The 15686-nt window shown below is 65.0% G+C and carries 21 protein-coding genes and 1 other RNA gene; 13 read left to right on the top strand and 9 right to left on the bottom strand.

Annotated features, from left to right (window positions below):
* Positions 1-5: 5 nt before the first annotated feature.
* Positions 6-554 carry a YecA family protein gene (locus ABR323_RS16765; RefSeq protein ID WP_439450113.1) on the bottom strand — a complete coding sequence of 183 codons (549 nt, stop codon included), beginning with the start codon at positions 552-554 and terminating at the stop codon, positions 6-8.
* 154 nt (positions 555-708) lie between these two features.
* On the opposite strand from ABR323_RS16765, the gene ABR323_RS16760 reads away from it, so the two are divergent.
* The 8 genes from ABR323_RS16760 (at position 709) to ABR323_RS16725 (ending at position 4876) form a co-directional block, all read left to right on the top strand.
* Complete coding sequence (locus tag ABR323_RS16760) at positions 709-930, top strand: TIGR02449 family protein (RefSeq protein ID WP_005410898.1); 222 nt, start codon at positions 709-711, stop codon at positions 928-930.
* Complete coding sequence (locus tag ABR323_RS16755; RefSeq protein WP_135274969.1) at positions 927-1223, top strand: cell division protein ZapA; 297 nt, start codon at positions 927-929, stop codon at positions 1221-1223. The genes ABR323_RS16760 and ABR323_RS16755 overlap by 4 nt, the downstream gene beginning before the upstream one ends.
* 153 nt (positions 1224-1376) lie before the next feature.
* Positions 1377-1562: non-coding RNA, 6S RNA (gene ssrS, locus ABR323_RS16750), on the top strand.
* A gap of 83 nt (positions 1563-1645) precedes the next feature.
* Complete coding sequence (locus ABR323_RS16745) at positions 1646-2239, top strand: 5-formyltetrahydrofolate cyclo-ligase (RefSeq protein ID WP_439450112.1); 594 nt, start codon at positions 1646-1648, stop codon at positions 2237-2239.
* A complete protein-coding gene (locus tag ABR323_RS16740; RefSeq protein WP_439450111.1) occupies positions 2236-2715 on the top strand; it encodes an EVE domain-containing protein in 480 nt (159 codons plus the stop codon). Before ABR323_RS16745 ends, ABR323_RS16740 begins: the two co-directional genes overlap by 4 nt.
* Positions 2716-2737: 22 nt before the next feature.
* Positions 2738-3385 (top strand): ribose-5-phosphate isomerase RpiA, encoded by a 648-nt coding sequence (gene rpiA, locus ABR323_RS16735; protein ID WP_012512008.1) that lies wholly within the window; start codon positions 2738-2740, stop codon positions 3383-3385.
* Between the two features lie 21 nt (positions 3386-3406).
* Positions 3407-3850: a DUF192 domain-containing protein gene (locus tag ABR323_RS16730; protein ID WP_049437177.1), complete on the top strand. Its 444-nt coding sequence runs from the start codon at positions 3407-3409 to the stop codon at positions 3848-3850.
* Between the two features lie 180 nt (positions 3851-4030).
* The gene (locus tag ABR323_RS16725; RefSeq protein WP_135274972.1) at positions 4031-4876 is read left to right on the top strand and encodes a SirB1 family protein; all 846 of its coding nucleotides are present in this window, start codon (positions 4031-4033) and stop codon (positions 4874-4876) included.
* A gap of 70 nt (positions 4877-4946) precedes the next feature.
* On the opposite strand, the gene ABR323_RS16720 is transcribed toward ABR323_RS16725, so the two are convergent.
* Entirely contained in the window at positions 4947-5171 is a 225-nt protein-coding gene (locus tag ABR323_RS16720) for a rubredoxin (protein ID WP_097049433.1), read from the bottom strand.
* A 34-nt stretch (positions 5172-5205) separates the two neighbouring features.
* On the opposite strand from ABR323_RS16720, the gene thiE reads away from it, so the two are divergent.
* Positions 5206-5832, top strand: a complete 627-nt coding sequence (gene thiE / locus ABR323_RS16715; protein ID WP_439450110.1) for a thiamine phosphate synthase — start codon at positions 5206-5208, stop codon at positions 5830-5832.
* A 16-nt stretch (positions 5833-5848) separates the two neighbouring features.
* Entirely contained in the window at positions 5849-7138 is a 1290-nt protein-coding gene (gene hemL, locus ABR323_RS16710) for a glutamate-1-semialdehyde 2,1-aminomutase (protein WP_135274974.1), read from the top strand.
* Between the two features lie 101 nt (positions 7139-7239).
* On the opposite strand, the gene azu is transcribed toward hemL, so the two are convergent.
* Complete coding sequence (azu, locus tag ABR323_RS16705; RefSeq protein ID WP_006389875.1) at positions 7240-7689, bottom strand: azurin; 450 nt, start codon at positions 7687-7689, stop codon at positions 7240-7242.
* Between the two features lie 122 nt (positions 7690-7811).
* On the opposite strand from azu, the gene ABR323_RS16700 reads away from it, so the two are divergent.
* The gene (locus ABR323_RS16700; protein ID WP_439450109.1) at positions 7812-8414 is read left to right on the top strand and encodes an HAD-IA family hydrolase; all 603 of its coding nucleotides are present in this window, start codon (positions 7812-7814) and stop codon (positions 8412-8414) included.
* 53 nt (positions 8415-8467) lie between these two features.
* Here the strand turns inward: ABR323_RS16700 and ABR323_RS16695 are convergent, their stop codons facing one another.
* On the bottom strand, positions 8468-9694 hold the full coding sequence (locus tag ABR323_RS16695) for an acetylornithine transaminase (RefSeq protein WP_006467246.1): 1227 nt from the start codon (positions 9692-9694) through the stop codon (positions 8468-8470).
* A gap of 63 nt (positions 9695-9757) precedes the next feature.
* On the opposite strand from ABR323_RS16695, the gene ABR323_RS16690 reads away from it, so the two are divergent.
* Positions 9758-10630 (top strand): ion transporter, encoded by an 873-nt coding sequence (locus ABR323_RS16690; protein WP_439450108.1) that lies wholly within the window; start codon positions 9758-9760, stop codon positions 10628-10630.
* A 108-nt stretch (positions 10631-10738) separates the two neighbouring features.
* Here ABR323_RS16690 and ABR323_RS16685 read toward each other — a convergent pair whose 3' ends face one another.
* Positions 10739-11557: an SDR family oxidoreductase gene (locus ABR323_RS16685; RefSeq protein WP_439450107.1), complete on the bottom strand. Its 819-nt coding sequence runs from the start codon at positions 11555-11557 to the stop codon at positions 10739-10741.
* 108 nt (positions 11558-11665) lie between these two features.
* Between ABR323_RS16685 and ABR323_RS16680 the strand changes: the two genes are divergently transcribed.
* Positions 11666-12349, top strand: a complete 684-nt coding sequence (locus ABR323_RS16680; RefSeq protein WP_439450106.1) for a hypothetical protein — start codon at positions 11666-11668, stop codon at positions 12347-12349.
* A 45-nt stretch (positions 12350-12394) separates the two neighbouring features.
* Here ABR323_RS16680 and ABR323_RS16675 read toward each other — a convergent pair whose 3' ends face one another.
* From ABR323_RS16675 to ABR323_RS16660, 4 genes are all read right to left on the bottom strand, one after another.
* Positions 12395-12964, bottom strand: a complete 570-nt coding sequence (locus tag ABR323_RS16675) for a hypothetical protein (protein ID WP_439450105.1) — start codon at positions 12962-12964, stop codon at positions 12395-12397.
* A gap of 336 nt (positions 12965-13300) precedes the next feature.
* Entirely contained in the window at positions 13301-14263 is a 963-nt protein-coding gene (locus ABR323_RS16670; RefSeq protein ID WP_439450104.1) for an IS5 family transposase, read from the bottom strand.
* 226 nt (positions 14264-14489) lie between these two features.
* Positions 14490-14885 carry a DUF6984 family protein gene (locus tag ABR323_RS16665; protein WP_439450103.1) on the bottom strand — a complete coding sequence of 132 codons (396 nt, stop codon included), beginning with the start codon at positions 14883-14885 and terminating at the stop codon, positions 14490-14492.
* A gap of 229 nt (positions 14886-15114) precedes the next feature.
* Positions 15115-15672: a hypothetical protein gene (locus tag ABR323_RS16660; protein WP_439450102.1), complete on the bottom strand. Its 558-nt coding sequence runs from the start codon at positions 15670-15672 to the stop codon at positions 15115-15117.
* Positions 15673-15686 lie beyond the last annotated feature (14 nt).

Genomic DNA, 15686 nt, shown 5'->3' with positions numbered 1-15686 from the left:
ATCCATCAGTTCAGGCGCTGCCGATGGCGCGAGGCCAGCACCACGTCGCCGTGCAGCAGCAGCACCGCCACGCGGATGAACTCCTCGATCTCCGACAGGGCTTCGTCGTCATCGTCACCACCGGCCTCGAAATCCTCACTGGAGGCGCGGGCCAGGCTGGCCATGTCGTTCAGCGCTTCTTCGCCTTCTTCGGACAGGGCTGGCCGGTTGCCACCACTGCCCAGACCGAAGCCGCCCAGGAACGAGCGGGTCCAGCTGAACATGGCATCGGCCTGCGCGGACACGTCATCGTTGTCGGTCAGCAGCAGTTCGAAGGCGAAGTCACGGTCTTCCAGCTGCTTGATGGTGGCCTGCAGCAGCTGTGCCAGCACGCTGTCGTCAGCCACCGGCGCCAGGTTGTCGTCAGCCAGCACGCGCGCCGGCCAGTCGTTGCCGGGGGCGCCGCCAGCGGCCAGCCAGCCACAGAGCGCGCCATGCAGCTCGGCAGCGGTGGCGCCCAGGCCCAGTTCCTGGCTGGCGCGGGAAACGTCGTCGACGGAGGGAAGTTCGGTCATCGTGCGGCTCGTTCGGGTAAGGAAACCAGGAGCGCGCACGCGCGCGCCCGTGAGACCCGCTAGTGTAGCAACCCGGCGGCCTCCTCCCCGTGGCCGCCGGGCCTTGCTGCGACAGCGCTTGACCGCCCTTGCCCCGCTTGCCTATCGTGCCCGCATGGAACCCGCCGACCCCCTTGCCCAGCTGCAGGACTTCGCCGCCCGCGTGGAAGCGTTGCTTGAGCGCAACCAGCGGCTGGCCGAGGAGAACCGCAGCCTGCGCCACCAGCAGGAACAACTGGTGGCCGAGCGCTCGACGCTGCTCGCCAAGAACGAACAGGCGCGCTCGCGGGTGGAAGCAATGATCAGCCGGCTCAAATCCCTGGAGCAGCACACATGAGCGCCGAACCGGTCAGTGTCCGCATCCTCGATCGTGAATACACCGTGGGCGTCGGCGGTGATGAACGCGACAGCCTGATGGCGGCCGCGCGCCTGCTGGATGCGCGCATGCGCGAGATCCGCGGCAGCAACCGCATGGCCGCGGTCGATCGCGTCGCCGTGCTGGCCGCGTTGAACCTGGCCCACGAACTGCAGCAGCTGCGCGACGAGAACGCCCGCCAGGCGGTGGCCTTGCAGCAGACGCTGGCCGACCTGAACCGGCGCCTCGATCGCGCGATCGACGGCACCCCATAGAAAAAGGGGACGGAGGGAATCAAGGCGCATTCGCCCCTTCCGTGCTGGAAACGTCTTAATCCCCTCCGTCCCCTTTTCTCATATCTGAATTGGCACGGACTGTTGCCGACGAACGGCCTATCCAGAACCTGCGTGCTGGCTATAATGGCCACGCGTTCTCTGCGGTACTCGACGGCATGTGCAAACATTCGCCTTGTCCCTTAAGAACGACACCGGGAGCGCGACAGCGCCGGGAGTGCAGGTCCGCCTTGTAGCGGGAAGCCCGATGGTTCTCCAGCGTTCCCACTTGAGCCCCCGGGTTCAAGGTCGTTTCGCATGCATCGACATTGCGGAGAATGCAATATTCCAGCAAGGGCGGCGTCTTCGGGCGTCGCCCTTGTTCTTTCCGGCACAATGACGGCTGATCCTTGCCGCACGCTGCCATGACCGACCCGCGCCAGGCCCTGCGCCACGACCTGCGGCAACGCCGCCGCGACCTTTCCGCCGCTGAGCGCATCGCCGCCGCCGAATCCCTCGCCGATGCCCTGCTGGCCCTGCCGTTCGCCCCGCGCGAAGGCGCCGTGGCCGGCTACTGGGCGCTGGATGGCGAAATCGCCCTGCACCGCTGGCAGCTGCAGCTGCCCGAAGGACTCACCTACTGCCTGCCGGTGCTGGCCGGCGACGTGCTGCGCTTCGCACCGTGGCGGCCCGGGCAGCCGCTGACCAGCAACCGCTACGGCATTCCCGAGCCGGACGTGGCCGTGGAAGACACCCTGGAACCGTCGCAGATGGCGCTGGTGGTGACCCCGCTGGTGGGTTTCGACACGCAGTGCCGGCGGCTGGGCATGGGGGGCGGCTGGTATGATCGCAGCTTCGCCTTCCGCCATGATCGGCCGGCGCCGCCCTGGCTGGTCGGTGCTGCGTTCGCGGTGCAGCAGGTCGAGTCCTTGCCGGTGGCGTCGTGGGACGTGCCGGTGGATGCGATCTGCACCGAAGACGGCACCCTGTTCCCCTCCGCTGCCCCCGTGAACGCATGACCGCCCGCAAGCGCTACTGGCTGATGAAGTCCGAACCGGACGCCTTCTCCATCGATGACCTGGCCAAGGTCAAGGTCGAACCCTGGAACGGGGTGCGCAACTACCAGGCGCGCAACTTCATGCGCGATGGCATGCAGGTGGGCGACGGCATCCTGTTCTACCACTCCAATACCAAGGTGCCCGGCATCGTCGGCCTGGCTACCGTCGCCAGCCCGGCCTATCCGGACGACACCCAGTTCGACCCGAAATCCGACTACCACGACCCCAAGAGCACGCGCGAGAACCCGCGCTGGATGCTGGTGGACGTGGGCTTCGACCGCAAGCTCAAGCAGGTGATCGCGCTGGATGAGATCAAGCTGCACGCCGAAGCGCTCGGTGAAGGCTTCCCGCTGGTTGCCAAGGGCAACCGCCTGTCGGTGTTCCCGGTGACGGCCGCGCAGTGGAAGCTGCTGCTGTCGCTGGAAAAGAAATCCTGATTCCCTGCCTGAGAGTTCTCCCATGTCCGAAGCCAAGCGCCTGGCCGCCGAGAAAGCCATCGAGTACGTAGAAGACGGCATGATCGTCGGTGTCGGCACCGGTTCCACCGTGGCCTATTTCATCGATGCCCTAGCCCGCATCCAGCATCGCATCAAGGGCGCCGTGTCCAGCTCCGAACAGAGCACTGCGCGCCTGAAGCAGCACGGCATCGAGGTGATCGAGCTGAACCACAGCGGCAACCTGTCGCTGTACGTGGACGGCGCCGATGAGTGCGACGCCAACAAGTGCCTGATCAAGGGCGGCGGCGCCGCGCTGACCCGCGAGAAGATCATCGCCGAGGCCAGCGAGCGCTTCATCTGCATCGTCGACCCGAGCAAGCAGGTGCCGGTGCTGGGCAAGTTCCCGCTGCCGGTGGAAGTGATCCCGATGGCGCGCAGCCTGATCGCCCGCCAGATCCGCGACATGACCGGCGGCCAGCCGACCTGGCGTGAAGGCGTGGTCACCGACAACGGCAACCAGATCCTGGACATCCACAACCTGCAGATCACCGATCCGGAAAAGCTGGAGCGCGAGCTCAACCAGCTGCCGGGCGTGGTCTGCGTCGGCCTGTTCGCGCGCCGCCGCGCCGATGTGGTGATCGTCGGTGGCGAGCCGCCGGTCGTGCTCTGACCCTTTCGAAGGATCCTGACGATGTCGCTGTTGCGTTCGCTGCTGATGCTTCCGCTGCTGGCCCTGGCCGGCTGTGCCACCGACGCGGCCCGCCATTGGGTCGAGCTGGATGGCGCCCGCTACCAGGTGGAGCTGGCCACCAACGATGAAACCCGCGCGCGCGGGTTGATGTTCCGCGACCAGATGGCCGCCGACCACGGCATGCTGTTCATCCACGACCGCGAGGAAATGCAGGCGTACTGGATGAAGAACACCAAGCTTGCACTGGACATCCTGTACTTCGACAGCCAGCGCAAGCTGGTCAGCCAGCAGCGCGATGTGCCGCCGTGCTCGGCCGGCGACATGTGCCCGCCCTACCCCAGCGGTGGCCCGGCGCGCTATGTGCTGGAACTCAACGCCGGCCAGGCCGAGAAGCTGCAGTTGAAGGACGGGACCCAGCTGACCTTCGGCCCGGGCATCGAGTAGATCCACGCCATGCGTGGATGGGGAGGTAGGTGCCGACCTTGGTCGGCACAGGCCCTCTCCGGTCGATCAGGCCAGGGTGTGGACCAAGGTGCACACCCACCTGAAGCAGATCTACACCGAACACGACTTTTTCACGCCACACCGCTTGAAACCGCCTGCGAATGACGCCAGTCTGTGGTCATGCAGGACCGGATCTCTCTCCCCGACTGGGATGCACTGGCCGACCTCGAAGACGAGGCGCTGCCCCTATTGCCGACCGCACTGCTGATCGCGCGCGATGAATACCCCGATCTGCAGCCGTCGACCTACGACGCGCTGATCCAGAGCCATGTCGACCACCTGCGCTCGGAAGTGGACAGCATCGAGAACAGCCCGTTGAAGATGGCGGCGATCAACCGCCACCTGTTCGACGAGCTGGGCTACAGCGGCGACCACGACGAGTACTACGACCCGCGCAACAGCTACCTCAACCAGGTGTTCGAGCGCCGCTTGGGCAACCCGATCTCGCTGGCGCTGGTGCAGATGGAAGTCGCGCGACGGCTGGGCATCCCACTCGACGGTGTGTCCTTCCCCGGCCACTTCCTGGTCCGCCTGCCGGTGGACGACGGTGTGCTGGTGATGGATCCGTTCAACGGTGGCCGGCCGCTGGATGTGGACGAACTGCGCGAGCGGGCCAAATCGCACCTGGGCGGGCAGATGCCCGACGACCAGGTGCTGGCGCAGATCCTCGACCCGGCGCCGGCACGCGCGATCCTGATGCGCATGCTGCGCAACCTGCACGGTGTGTACGCCGAGGCGGGCGAATGGGACCGCGCCGCGCGCAGTGCCGACCGCCTGCTGAAACTGGCCCCGGAGCAGGACGATGCCCTGCGCGACCGCGGCCTGGCCTATCTGCAGCTGGAGTACCTGGGCGGTGCCCGCCATGACCTGGGGCAGTATCTGAAGCGCAACCCCGAGGCCAGCGATGCGCAGTGGCTGCGCGAGAAGCTGATCGATCTCGGTGGGCCGGTGCCGCGGTTGCATTGATTCTGTCAGGTGTGCGGACCTACGGTCCGCACCCACCGGTAGCGCCGGGCCATGCCCGGCGGCCCCTCCCTCAATCGATCTCGACCATCTCGAAATCGGCCTTGGTCACCCCGCAGTCCGGGCAGGTCCAGGTCTCGGGAATGTCTTCCCAGCGCGTCCCCGGCGCGATGCCCTCCTCCGGCAAGCCTTCCGCTTCGCTGTAAAGGAAGCCGCAGACCACGCACATCCAGGTGCGCAAGGTGGTGGGGGTGGCATCGCTCATCGGATAATCGGGGCTGGATTCACGGGCCGCCATTGTCCCATCGCGGTCCACTTACCGGTAGCCATCGATGACTTCTGCTTCCCCGGCGCCCCGTGGCGTCTACCTGATCACCCCGGACGAGCCCGATACCGCGCGCCTGCTGGCGCGTACCGCGCCGCTGCTGGCCGCCGGCGCCACCTGGCTGCAGTACCGCAACAAGACCGCCAGCGACGCGCTGAGGCGGGAGCAGGCCATGGCGCTGCAGGCACTGTGCGCGGAGCACGGCGTGCCGCTGATCATCAACGACGACCCGGCACTGGCCAAGACGGTTGGCGCGGCCGGCGTGCATCTGGGCGGCACCGACGGTGACATTCCCAGCGCGCGCGTGCTGCTCGGTGCCGAGGCCATCATCGGTGCCTCCTGCTACGACCAGCTGGCCAATGCCGAAAAGGCGGTGGCCGCCGGTGCCAGTTACGTGGCCTTCGGCGCCTTCTTCCCGACCACCACCAAGGTCACCAGCAGCCGCGCCCATACCGACCTGCTGCGGCAAAGCGCCGCACTGGGCGTGCCGCGGGTGGCGATCGGCGGGCTGACGCCGGACAATGTCGGTCCCATCATCGACGCCGGCGCCGATCTGGTCGCCGTGGTCAGCAGCGTGTTTGCCGCCGAAGACCCGGTGGCGACCCAGCGCGCCTACCTCGCCCAGTTCGCGTAATGCCCAGGAAATCCGCATGAACCACGACCAGTCCCACGCCCTGTTCTCCCGCGCCCAGCAACTGCTGCCGGGCGGCGTCAATTCGCCGGTGCGCGCGTTCAAATCGGTCGGCGGCGAGCCGTTCTTCGTCGAGCGCGCCGATGGCGCCTACCTGTACGACGTCGATGGCAACCGCTACATCGATTACGTCGGTTCCTGGGGCCCGATGATCGTCGGCCACAACCACACGGCCGTGCGCCAGGCGGTGAAGAAGGCCATCGACAATGGCCTGTCGTTCGGTGCGCCGTGCGCGGCCGAAGTAACCATGGCCGAGACCATCACCCGCCTGGTGCCCTCTTGCGAAATGGTGCGCATGGTCAACTCCGGCACCGAGGCTACGCTGTCGGCGATCCGCCTGGCGCGCGGTGCGACCGGCCGCAACCGCATCGTGAAATTTGAAGGCTGCTACCACGGCCATGGCGACTCGTTCCTGGTCAAGGCCGGCAGCGGCATGCTGACCCTGGGCGTGCCGACCTCGCCGGGCGTTCCGGCCGGGCTGAGCGAACTGACCCTGACCCTGCCCTACAACGACTTCGAGGCGGCCACTGCGCTGTTCGAGGAACAGGGTGGGGACATCGCCGGCCTGATCATCGAACCGGTGGTTGGCAACGCCAACTGCATTCCGCCGCGCGACGGTTATCTGCAGCACCTGCGCGAACTGTGCACGACGCACGGCACGCTGCTGATCTTCGACGAAGTGATGACCGGCTTCCGCGTCGCCCTCGGCGGTGCGCAGGCGCATTACGGCATCACGCCGGACCTGACCACTTTCGGCAAGATCATCGGCGGCGGCATGCCGGTGGGTGCCTACGGCGGTCGCCGCGAGCTGATGCAGCAGATCGCCCCGGCCGGCCCGATCTACCAGGCGGGCACGCTGAGCGGCAATCCGGTGGCGATGGCCGCCGGTCTGGCGATGCTGGAACTGATCCAGCAGCCGGGTTTCCATGCCGACCTCGCCGAGCGCACCGCGCGCTTGTGTGCGGGTCTGGAAGCCGCTGCCGCCGAAGCCGGCGTGGCCGTGACCACCACCTGCGTGGGCGCGATGTTCGGGCTGTTCTTCACCAGCGAGAAGGTGGAGACCTATGCGCAGGCCACCGCCTGTGACATCCCGGCGTTCAACCGCTTCTTCCATGCAATGCTGGACCAGGGCGTGTTCCTGGCACCGTCTGCGTATGAGGCCGGCTTCCTGTCCAGCGCGCACGATGATGCGGTGATCGAGGCGACGCTGGCCGCTGCACGCGTAGCGTTCAAGGCTGCCAAGGGCTGAGTCCTGCTCATGGTGGGTGCCAACCTTGGTTGGCACTGCCTTGCACCGTATCCACGCATGGCGTGGATCTACTGGTAGAGCCACGCCATGCGTGGCTGCACTCAACCGAAGACGAACTTGCCCTTCATCATCGCGAAGTGGCCGGGGAACGAGCAGAAGAAGGTGTAGTCACCGCCCTTCTGCAGGCCCTGGGTGGAGAACCGCACGCGCGTAGTCTCGCCACCGCCGATCACTTTGGTGTGCGCCAGCACGCGCTTGTCGGCCTTCGGCAGGTAGCTGTCGGCCAGGGTCATGCGCATGCCCGCCATCGCCACCGGCTGGTAATCGGCACTGCGGGTCAGCACCCAGTTGTGGCCCATCGCGGTGGCGGCCAGCTTGCCGGTGTGGCGCAGGGTCAGGTCCACGGCGGTGCAATCGGCGGCGACCTTGATCTCGCGGCTGCTGAAGCTCATCTGGTCGGTGCTGTCGATGCTCACCGCACAGACCCGCGCCATCGCCGAAGGCGCCAGCATCAGCGCGCCCAGTCCCACTGCCACCATCCAAGCCTTCATCGTTGCATCTCCTGCGGATTCAAGCGCCATTCTAGGCAGGCCCATGCAACCTCGGCTGCGACCGTCTGTCGCACGCCCACTCCAGGGTTTCCGCGCACCCACTGCACTGGCATGCTCGGCCGATGCGGATCGATCTGTTGCTGCTGGATGTGGATGGCGTGCTGGTGCAGTACCAGCGGGCGCAGCGCGTGCTGCATCTGGCGCAGGCACTGCAGGTTCCGACACAGGCCGTACAGGCCGCGCTGTATGACAGCGGACTGGAAGCGGCACATGACGATGGCACGCTGGATGGCCCGGCCTATCTGGCACGGTTGGGCGAGCGTCTGGGCAGGACCGTCGATGAGCCCACGTGGATTGCCGCACGCCAGGCAGCCAGCCATCCGCAGGCTGCCGTGCTGCAGCGACTGCAGGCCCTGCAGTTGCCGATGGCGGTGCTGACCAACAACGGCGCGCTGATGGTGCAGGCCTTGCCCATCCTGCTACCGGAACTGTTCCCGACGCTGCAGGGCCGCGTGTTCTGCAGCGCGGATTTCAGCCTGCGCAAACCCGCGCCGGCAGTGTTCCTGCGCACGCTGGAGGCGCTCGGCGTGGCCCCTGCACACACGCTGTTCGTCGATGACCTGTTCGCCAATGTGCGCGGCGCACGCGCTGCCGGCCTGCACGCGGAAACCGTGCGCGATGGCCGGGGATTGGGCAAGGTGTTGAAGCGTTACGCGGTGAGCTGATCGGGGTCAGAGCCCTCTCCGCAGGAGAGGGATCCGCCCCCGGCGCCAGGGCTTCAGCGCGCGGCGATGAACGCAGCAATTGCTGCGCGCAGGCGCTTCAGGCCTTCGGCCACTTCTTCGTCGGTGATGTTCAGCGACGGCACGAAGCGCAGCACGTCCGGGCCGGCCTGCAGGGTCAGCAAGCCCTGCTCGGCGGCATGGTCGAGGATCGCACCGGCCTGGCCGGCGAAGTCCTTGCTCAGCACCGCGCCCAGCATCAGGCCACGGCCACGCACGTCGCTGAACACACCGAACTCGTCATTGATGCGGGCGAAGCCATCACGCAGCGCCTTCGACTGGCGGCTGACATTGGCGGCGATCTCCGCCGAAGCCAGCTTGCGCAGCGCCACGCGGGCAACCGCAGCGGCCAGCGGGTTGCCACCGAAGGTGGTGCCATGGGCACCGAACTGCATGGTCTCGGCCACCTTCGGCCCGGCCAGCATCGCGCCGATCGGGAAGCCACCGCCGAGTGCCTTGGCCAGGGTGACCATGTCCGGCACCACGTCATCCTGCCAGTGCGCGAACAGCGTGCCGGTGCGGCCCATGCCGGCCTGGATCTCGTCCAGCACCAGCAGTGCGTTGTGCTGGTCGCACAGTTCGCGCACGCGCTTGAGGAAACCGGACTTGGCCGGCATCACGCCGCCCTCGCCCTGGATCGGCTCCAGCATCACCGCCGCCACGTCGCCGGCGGCCATCGCGGTTTCCAGCTGCACCTCATCGTTGAAATCGATGTAGCGGAAGCCACCGGGCAGCGGCTCGTAGCCTTCCTGGTACTTCGGCTGGGCAGTGGCGGTCACCGCGCCCATGGTGCGGCCGTGGAAGCTGCCACGGAAGGTGATGATCACCCGCTTGTCGGCCGGGCGGCCCTGGCTGGAGGCCCACTTGCGGACCATCTTGATCGCCACTTCGTTGGCTTCGGCGCCGGAATTGCACAGGAACACGCGCTCGGCGAAGCGGCTGGCCTTCACCAGTTCCTCGGCCAGGTGCAGCGGCGGCGCGCTGTAGAACACGTTGCTGGTGTGCCAGAGCTTGCCGGCCTGCTCGACCAGCGCGGCCACCAGGTCCGGATCGTTGTGGCCGAGGCCGCACACGGCGATGCCGGCGGCCAGATCGATGAACTCACGGCCCTGGCTGTCCCACACGCGGGCGCCCTGGCCTCGCTCCAGTACCACCTGGCGGGGCTTGTAGACCGGCAGGTAATAGTGCGAAAGGGAGATCAGCGGATCGGTAGCGGCGGTCATGGCAGTCGGCAGGGTTCAGGAATCCCCATTCTCGCGCCGGAACCCCTGCGGCACAATGCGTACATGCGACCGTTTTCCGCCCCCCAGCTGAACCCCGCCACCGAGACCGGCTGGCGCCGTCGGTGGTTCGACATCATCTACCGCCACGACACCCGGCCCTCGCGCAATTTCGACCTGATCCTGGTGGTAGCGATCATCGCCAGCATCCTGGTGGTGATGATCGACAGCGTGCAGCACCTGCATGCCGAATGGTCCACCGGCCTGTACATCCTGGAATGGGGTTTCACGATCATCTTCACCGCCGAGTACCTGCTGCGGCTGGCGGTGGTCAAGCGCCCGCTGCGCTACGCGGTGAGTGTCTGGGGCATCATCGACCTGCTGTCGATCCTGCCCGCCTACCTGTCGATGTTCATCCCCGGCGCGCAGAGCCTGCTGGTGGTGCGCGCGCTGCGCATCCTGCGCGTGTTCCGCATCCTCAAGCTGACCCGCTACATCGAGGAAAGCGGCGTGTTGATGACGTCGCTGTGGCGCAGCCGGCGCAAGGTGCTGGTCTTTCTGTTCACGGTGATCACCATCACCATCATCGCCGGTGCGTTGATGTACGTGATCGAGGGCCCGGAACACGGCTTCACCAATATTCCGGCCAGCATGTACTGGGCGGTGGTGACCATGGCCACGGTCGGCTTCGGCGACATCGTGCCGCAGACCGTGCTTGGCCGCTTCGTCACCTCGGTGCTGATCCTGATCGGCTACAGCATCATCGCCGTGCCCACCGGCATCTACACCGCCGAACTGGCCAGCACCATGCGCGAAGCCGAACAGGCCGCGCGCCGCGATGCGCGTGGCTGCCCGGACTGTGGGCTGGAAGGCCATGAACCGGATGCACTGCACTGCCGCAAGTGCGGCGGCAAACTGCCGGATGCGTTCAGCCACTGATGACGATGCCGGCCAGGGGCCGGCACTACCCGAAGCGAACGCGGTGCGGACCAAGGTCCACACCCTCCGAACGGCAGGAGATCCACGCCATGCGTGGATGCGCCTGGTTCAATCCAGGAACAGATCCGGCAACAACGGACGCGACGGATCCACCGCGTAGCCCGAAAGATCGGTGATACCGGCTTGCGCCAGCACCTCATCGTCGATCAGGAACTGGCCGTGGAAGCCCGCCGCTTCGCGCACCAGCACTGCATGCGCGGCATCGGCCATGATCTGCGGCGTGCGGCAGCCGGCTGCATCCACGCCCGGAATCATGTTGATCGCATCGGTGGCGATGACGGTGCGCGGCCACAGCGCATTCACCGCCACGCCCTGCGGACCGAATTCCGCGGCCAGGCCCAAGGTGACGAAGCTCATGCCCATCTTCGCCAGCGTGTAGCCGGTGTGCGCACCCCACCACTTCGGCTCCAGGCTCGGCGGCGGTGCCAGGGTGAGGATGTGCGGGTTCGGCGCCTGCAGCAGGTACGGCAGGCAGGCCTGTGCGCACAGGAAACTGCCGCGCGAATTGACCTGCTGCATCAGGTCGAAGCGCTTCATCGGCGTATCCAGCGTACCGCGCAGCCAGATCGCGCTGGCGTTGTTGATCAGGATGTCGATGCCACCAAAAGTATCCACAGTGGCCGCAACCGCCGCGTTGACCTGGTCTTCCTCGCGGATGTCGCACTTCAGGGCCAGGCCCTGGCCGCCTGCGGCATTCACCGCTTCGGCGGCGGTGTGGATGGTGCCAGGCAGCTTCGGGTTGGCGACCGCCGACTTGGCGGCGATGGCCACGTTGGCCCCGTCGCGCGCAGCGCGCAGTGCGATGGCCAGGCCGATGCCGCGCGAGGCACCGGTGATGAAAAGGGTTTTGCCCTGCAGACTGCCCACGTTCCACACTCCAGCGTATGCAATGAGCCGCTAGTATGCCGCGCCGACGCGGAGTTCACCCGGCCTTGACGATACTCGGGCCTCCAGACAACGCACGAGGTCCACGCCATGCGCCGTTCCCGCCTGTTGCTGCCTGCCCTGGGGCTCGCCCTGCTGACTGCCTGCCAGGGCCGTTCGCCGGAACCCGGCAAGGAGCCACCCGCCGGTGACGCGCCCAGCGCGGAGAAGGCCGCCGCTGACGGCAAGATGCGCTGGAGCGAGGCGGTGGTCTGGGATGGCGACCTCAACGCCTGCCGCCAGGGCGAGAATGCGGCCACCCGGGATTGCCTGCGCGACGCGATGCGCGCCGGTGGTGCCAGCGCCGATGCCATCACGGCCGCTGAGCAGCTTTCCAGTGGCGGAGAGCTGGCCTATGTGACCGCCTGGCACGAGAACGAAGGGCTGGGCATCGCCACGGTTGAATATCCGTTCCGCGCCAACACCAATGAAGGCACCCGCCTGGTTGACGCCAGCGGCAAGCGCATCGATGTGGACGCCGTGCAGTTGAACGACACCCTGCGTGCCGATCCCGCCGTGCAACAGTTGCTGACGGCGAACCCGCAGGCGACGCCGTTCGCACCGGCGCAGTCGGCCGGCGCCTCGCCGCTGGACAACGGCGGCATCCGCCTGCTGTACCGCACGCCGCTGCGCGACTGCCACGCCTGCCCGGATGTGGGGCAGTTGCAGATCGCCTACGACTTCGACGCCAAGCGCAACTTCATTGGTCAGCAGGTGGTGCCGGCGACGCCGTAAGGCCACCGACCTTTGTAGAGCCGAGCCATGCTCGGCTGCTGACGGCTACTCGCGAACTGCTGGCAATTCGCTCACCGGACCGACCTGGGGCATCGGAAGGATGCCAGCGGAGTAAACGATGGCGCAGTCGTCGTACTCCGCGCAGAAACCGCGCATGCCTGTGAGCGTCCGCAGTCGCTCCACCGTCTTCAGCTCCGCAAAGCGTCCACCCAGCACCTGCGCAGGTACGACACCATCACCCACTACGATCTGCGGCGAGCGCTGGAAGGTAGCCTGGACACGATAGTAGCCCGCTTCAATCAACGGCTCCTGCTGGTCGGCAACCTTGGAGAACACGATGGCTGAAGCCAGATCGTTGATTTCTGCGGAATCGTGGGTTGCGAATAGAACCTTGGCGCCATTTCCAGGATAGAAGAGCGCCACGGAGATGGTACGCCCTTCAAACGCATCGGACGCGGAGACCAACTCGATCGCAGAGACTACGCAGACCCCGCCTGACATGCGCTGCGCGCAACGGTCAGCGGGCGAGACAGCGATGTTCTCATGCCTGTCACGATTGCAACCAATCGACAATACACACAATAAGACAGTGGTAAACCATGCGCGACCGTTCATTTGATCTCCCTTACCAGATCGCACAGCCGGGTATCCCGTGGCCCTCCAGGATCTGCCACAGCCCGTTGAAACTGCTCGTAACTAAATTCATAAATTCGACCATTGTGAACCATTGCCGCATCGATCTTCATATCAACAGCGGTTGAAAGGCCTCCCCAGTAGGAATTTTCACCGACGCCTCCGTGAATCGAGTTATCCCATTTGGGATGGTCTGAACAATCTTCGTTGAGCGCAGCATTTCCAGCACCGGAGTGATCCGGAGCGGTAGACGTAGAGGATCGCCATGGTCCTCCGTCCTCGAAGTGCCCTTGAGGGCACCTCGAGACGGAGTTATCCCTATGCCGGCATCAACTGCCGGCGCACCATCCACAGGTTGGACAGCGCAAACAATGTCAGCACCTGTGCAGTGTTCTTGGCCAGGCCGCGGTAGCGCACCTTGGTGTAACCGAACTGACGTTTGATCACCCGAAACGGGTACTCGACTTTGGCACGCATGCTTGCCTTGCAGCTCTCCCAGCATTCAACCTGCTTGCGTTCCCGCGCATTGCCAATGACCTTGATCTGCGAGCGCTTGGCGGCAATGAAGAACATCGCCTTGCAGTCGGAAAGCTCAGCACGCTTTTCTGCACCGGTATAGCCGCTGTCGCCGAACACGCAATCTTCCTTGCCATGCAGCAGCGCACTGATGACGGTGACATCTCTCGCGTTGGCTGCCTTGCACTTCACGTGGTGCACCAGTCCGGAAAACTCATCCACGCCGATGTGCGCCTTCATGCCGAAGTACCACTGGTTGCCCTTGCGGGTCTGGTGCATTTCCGGATCACGCGCCCTGTCTGCGTTCTTGGTCGAGCCGGGTGCATGGATGATCGTGGCATCCACGATCGTGCCCGCGCGCAGGCTCTGGCCTTTGCGTGCAAGGTGCGAATTCACCGCATCCAGCATCTTCGCCGCCAGGCCGTGCGTCTCAAGCAAACGACGGAAGTTGAGGATCGTGGTCTCATCCGGAATCGCAGCAAGGCCGCTGCGCCGGGCGAAAAGCCGCATCGAGGCGATCTCGTGCAACGCTTCTTCCATGCTCGGGTCGCTCAATGCATACCACTGCTGCAGAAGATGGATGCGCAGCATCGTATCCATCGCATACGGCGGCCGACCCACGCGCCCCGAACGCGGGTAGTGCGGCTCGATCTGGGCTAGCAACGCCTTCCAGGGAACCACCTGTTCCATCTCGGCAAGGAAGATCTCTCGCCGGGTCTGTTTGCGCTTGCCCAGGCCCTCGGCGTCGCCGAATGTCAGCTGCATGGATGGCTCATCAACATGAGCCGTTATTGTCTCTCAGGTTGCCGGCCAGCGGCCGGCACTACCCCGGTAGTTGTTCAGAGCATCCTTAGTCGACCAGGAACGCCGTATCGCTTCGTTCAAGCATCAGCGCTAGGACATCGCAAGAGCTTCCGCGAAGTTCTTGAACTTCTCAAAGGAGGCCCTCAGCACATCGCTCCTATTGCCACCAGAATCCTTCATCGCCATCTCAGACATAGCAGACCAAGCTCTCGATCTGCGGAGATATCAGCGCGGCACCATCCCAACGGATGATCTCCAGCTCCAGCAATCGGTCACTTGCGTCCGCGTAAAGAACCGGCGTGAGCTCAGCACCATCTGAGTCCTGCATCCGCAGTTCGACAGGATACGCGTGCTGCCCTTGATATGGCGGACGCTCATATCCAGAAATGACAAATCCCACCCTGACTCCACCATGGCCCATTTCCACGGACGTTGCGGAAGCCAGGTCGGCTTGAAGCTGCAAGGCAGAGGTCTCAGGCAGGCGGGCCGCCACAGCATCGATCAGCGCCGTTTCGAAGCTGGAAACGCTACGCGTTAGATTGCGCATCCCATCCTTGATCGGGTGATCGATTCCGTGCTGCATTGCTGCGTACCCTTTCCTGCCTTCACCAAGTCAATCTGATGCTGGGTTGCCACCTGCAGAATCCGCTTCTCTGTGCCACTCCACAATGACCCAATGAGCAAGTGGCATCGCATGCCACATCAAAGCAGTTACATCCACGCAGGCAGTTTGAATATACGGCAACCACCACGTGAGCGATCATTGACCTCGGCCGGACAAAGCATTGCGTCAACGGCCACGAAGGGCACGATCACTCCGTGCCGGAATCCAACTTTGGCATAGGCAAAACGCCGCGCGAATAGCTCATCCTGCAGCCCTTCATACCTCCGCACTCCTTAACAATTTCATCGAACGATACCACCCGCTGAATCCGGGAGAACCCTTCAAAATAACCTCCAACAACTTCTGGCGCTGCGATATCGTCCCCGACGGCAATCGGCATGGAACGCTCGAAGCGACCGACAACCTTGTAGTAGCCGGGGCGATCAAACACGTCCAGCTGCCTGAAGGAACTACCATCCGGTGACAATGGGAAAGCAAATCCAGATGCGAGGTCGTTACTCTGCGCGGCCTCCCAACTCGCGAAAAGCACCCCGGCGCCATATCCAGGGTAATAAAGCACCACCTCGACATCCTGACCAGCGAACGTTTCAGCAAGAACCAAGAGCTTCGTCGCAGACACACGGCAAACGCCGCCAACCATGCCATGGTTGCAGGCATCAGCCGACGCTCCGTTCGTGGGGGCAGGCCGTGCGTGACATGCTGCAAGAACGATGGTCAAAGCTCCAACAGCAAACGAAATCTTCATTTCACCTCCTTCAC

It is taken from the genome of Stenotrophomonas sp. ATs4 (assembly GCF_051861585.1).
Lineage (GTDB): Bacteria > Pseudomonadota > Gammaproteobacteria > Xanthomonadales > Xanthomonadaceae > Stenotrophomonas > Stenotrophomonas maltophilia_AS.
The sequence above is the reverse complement of the archived record's forward strand: the minus strand, read 5'-3'. Positions and strand labels throughout refer to the sequence as shown.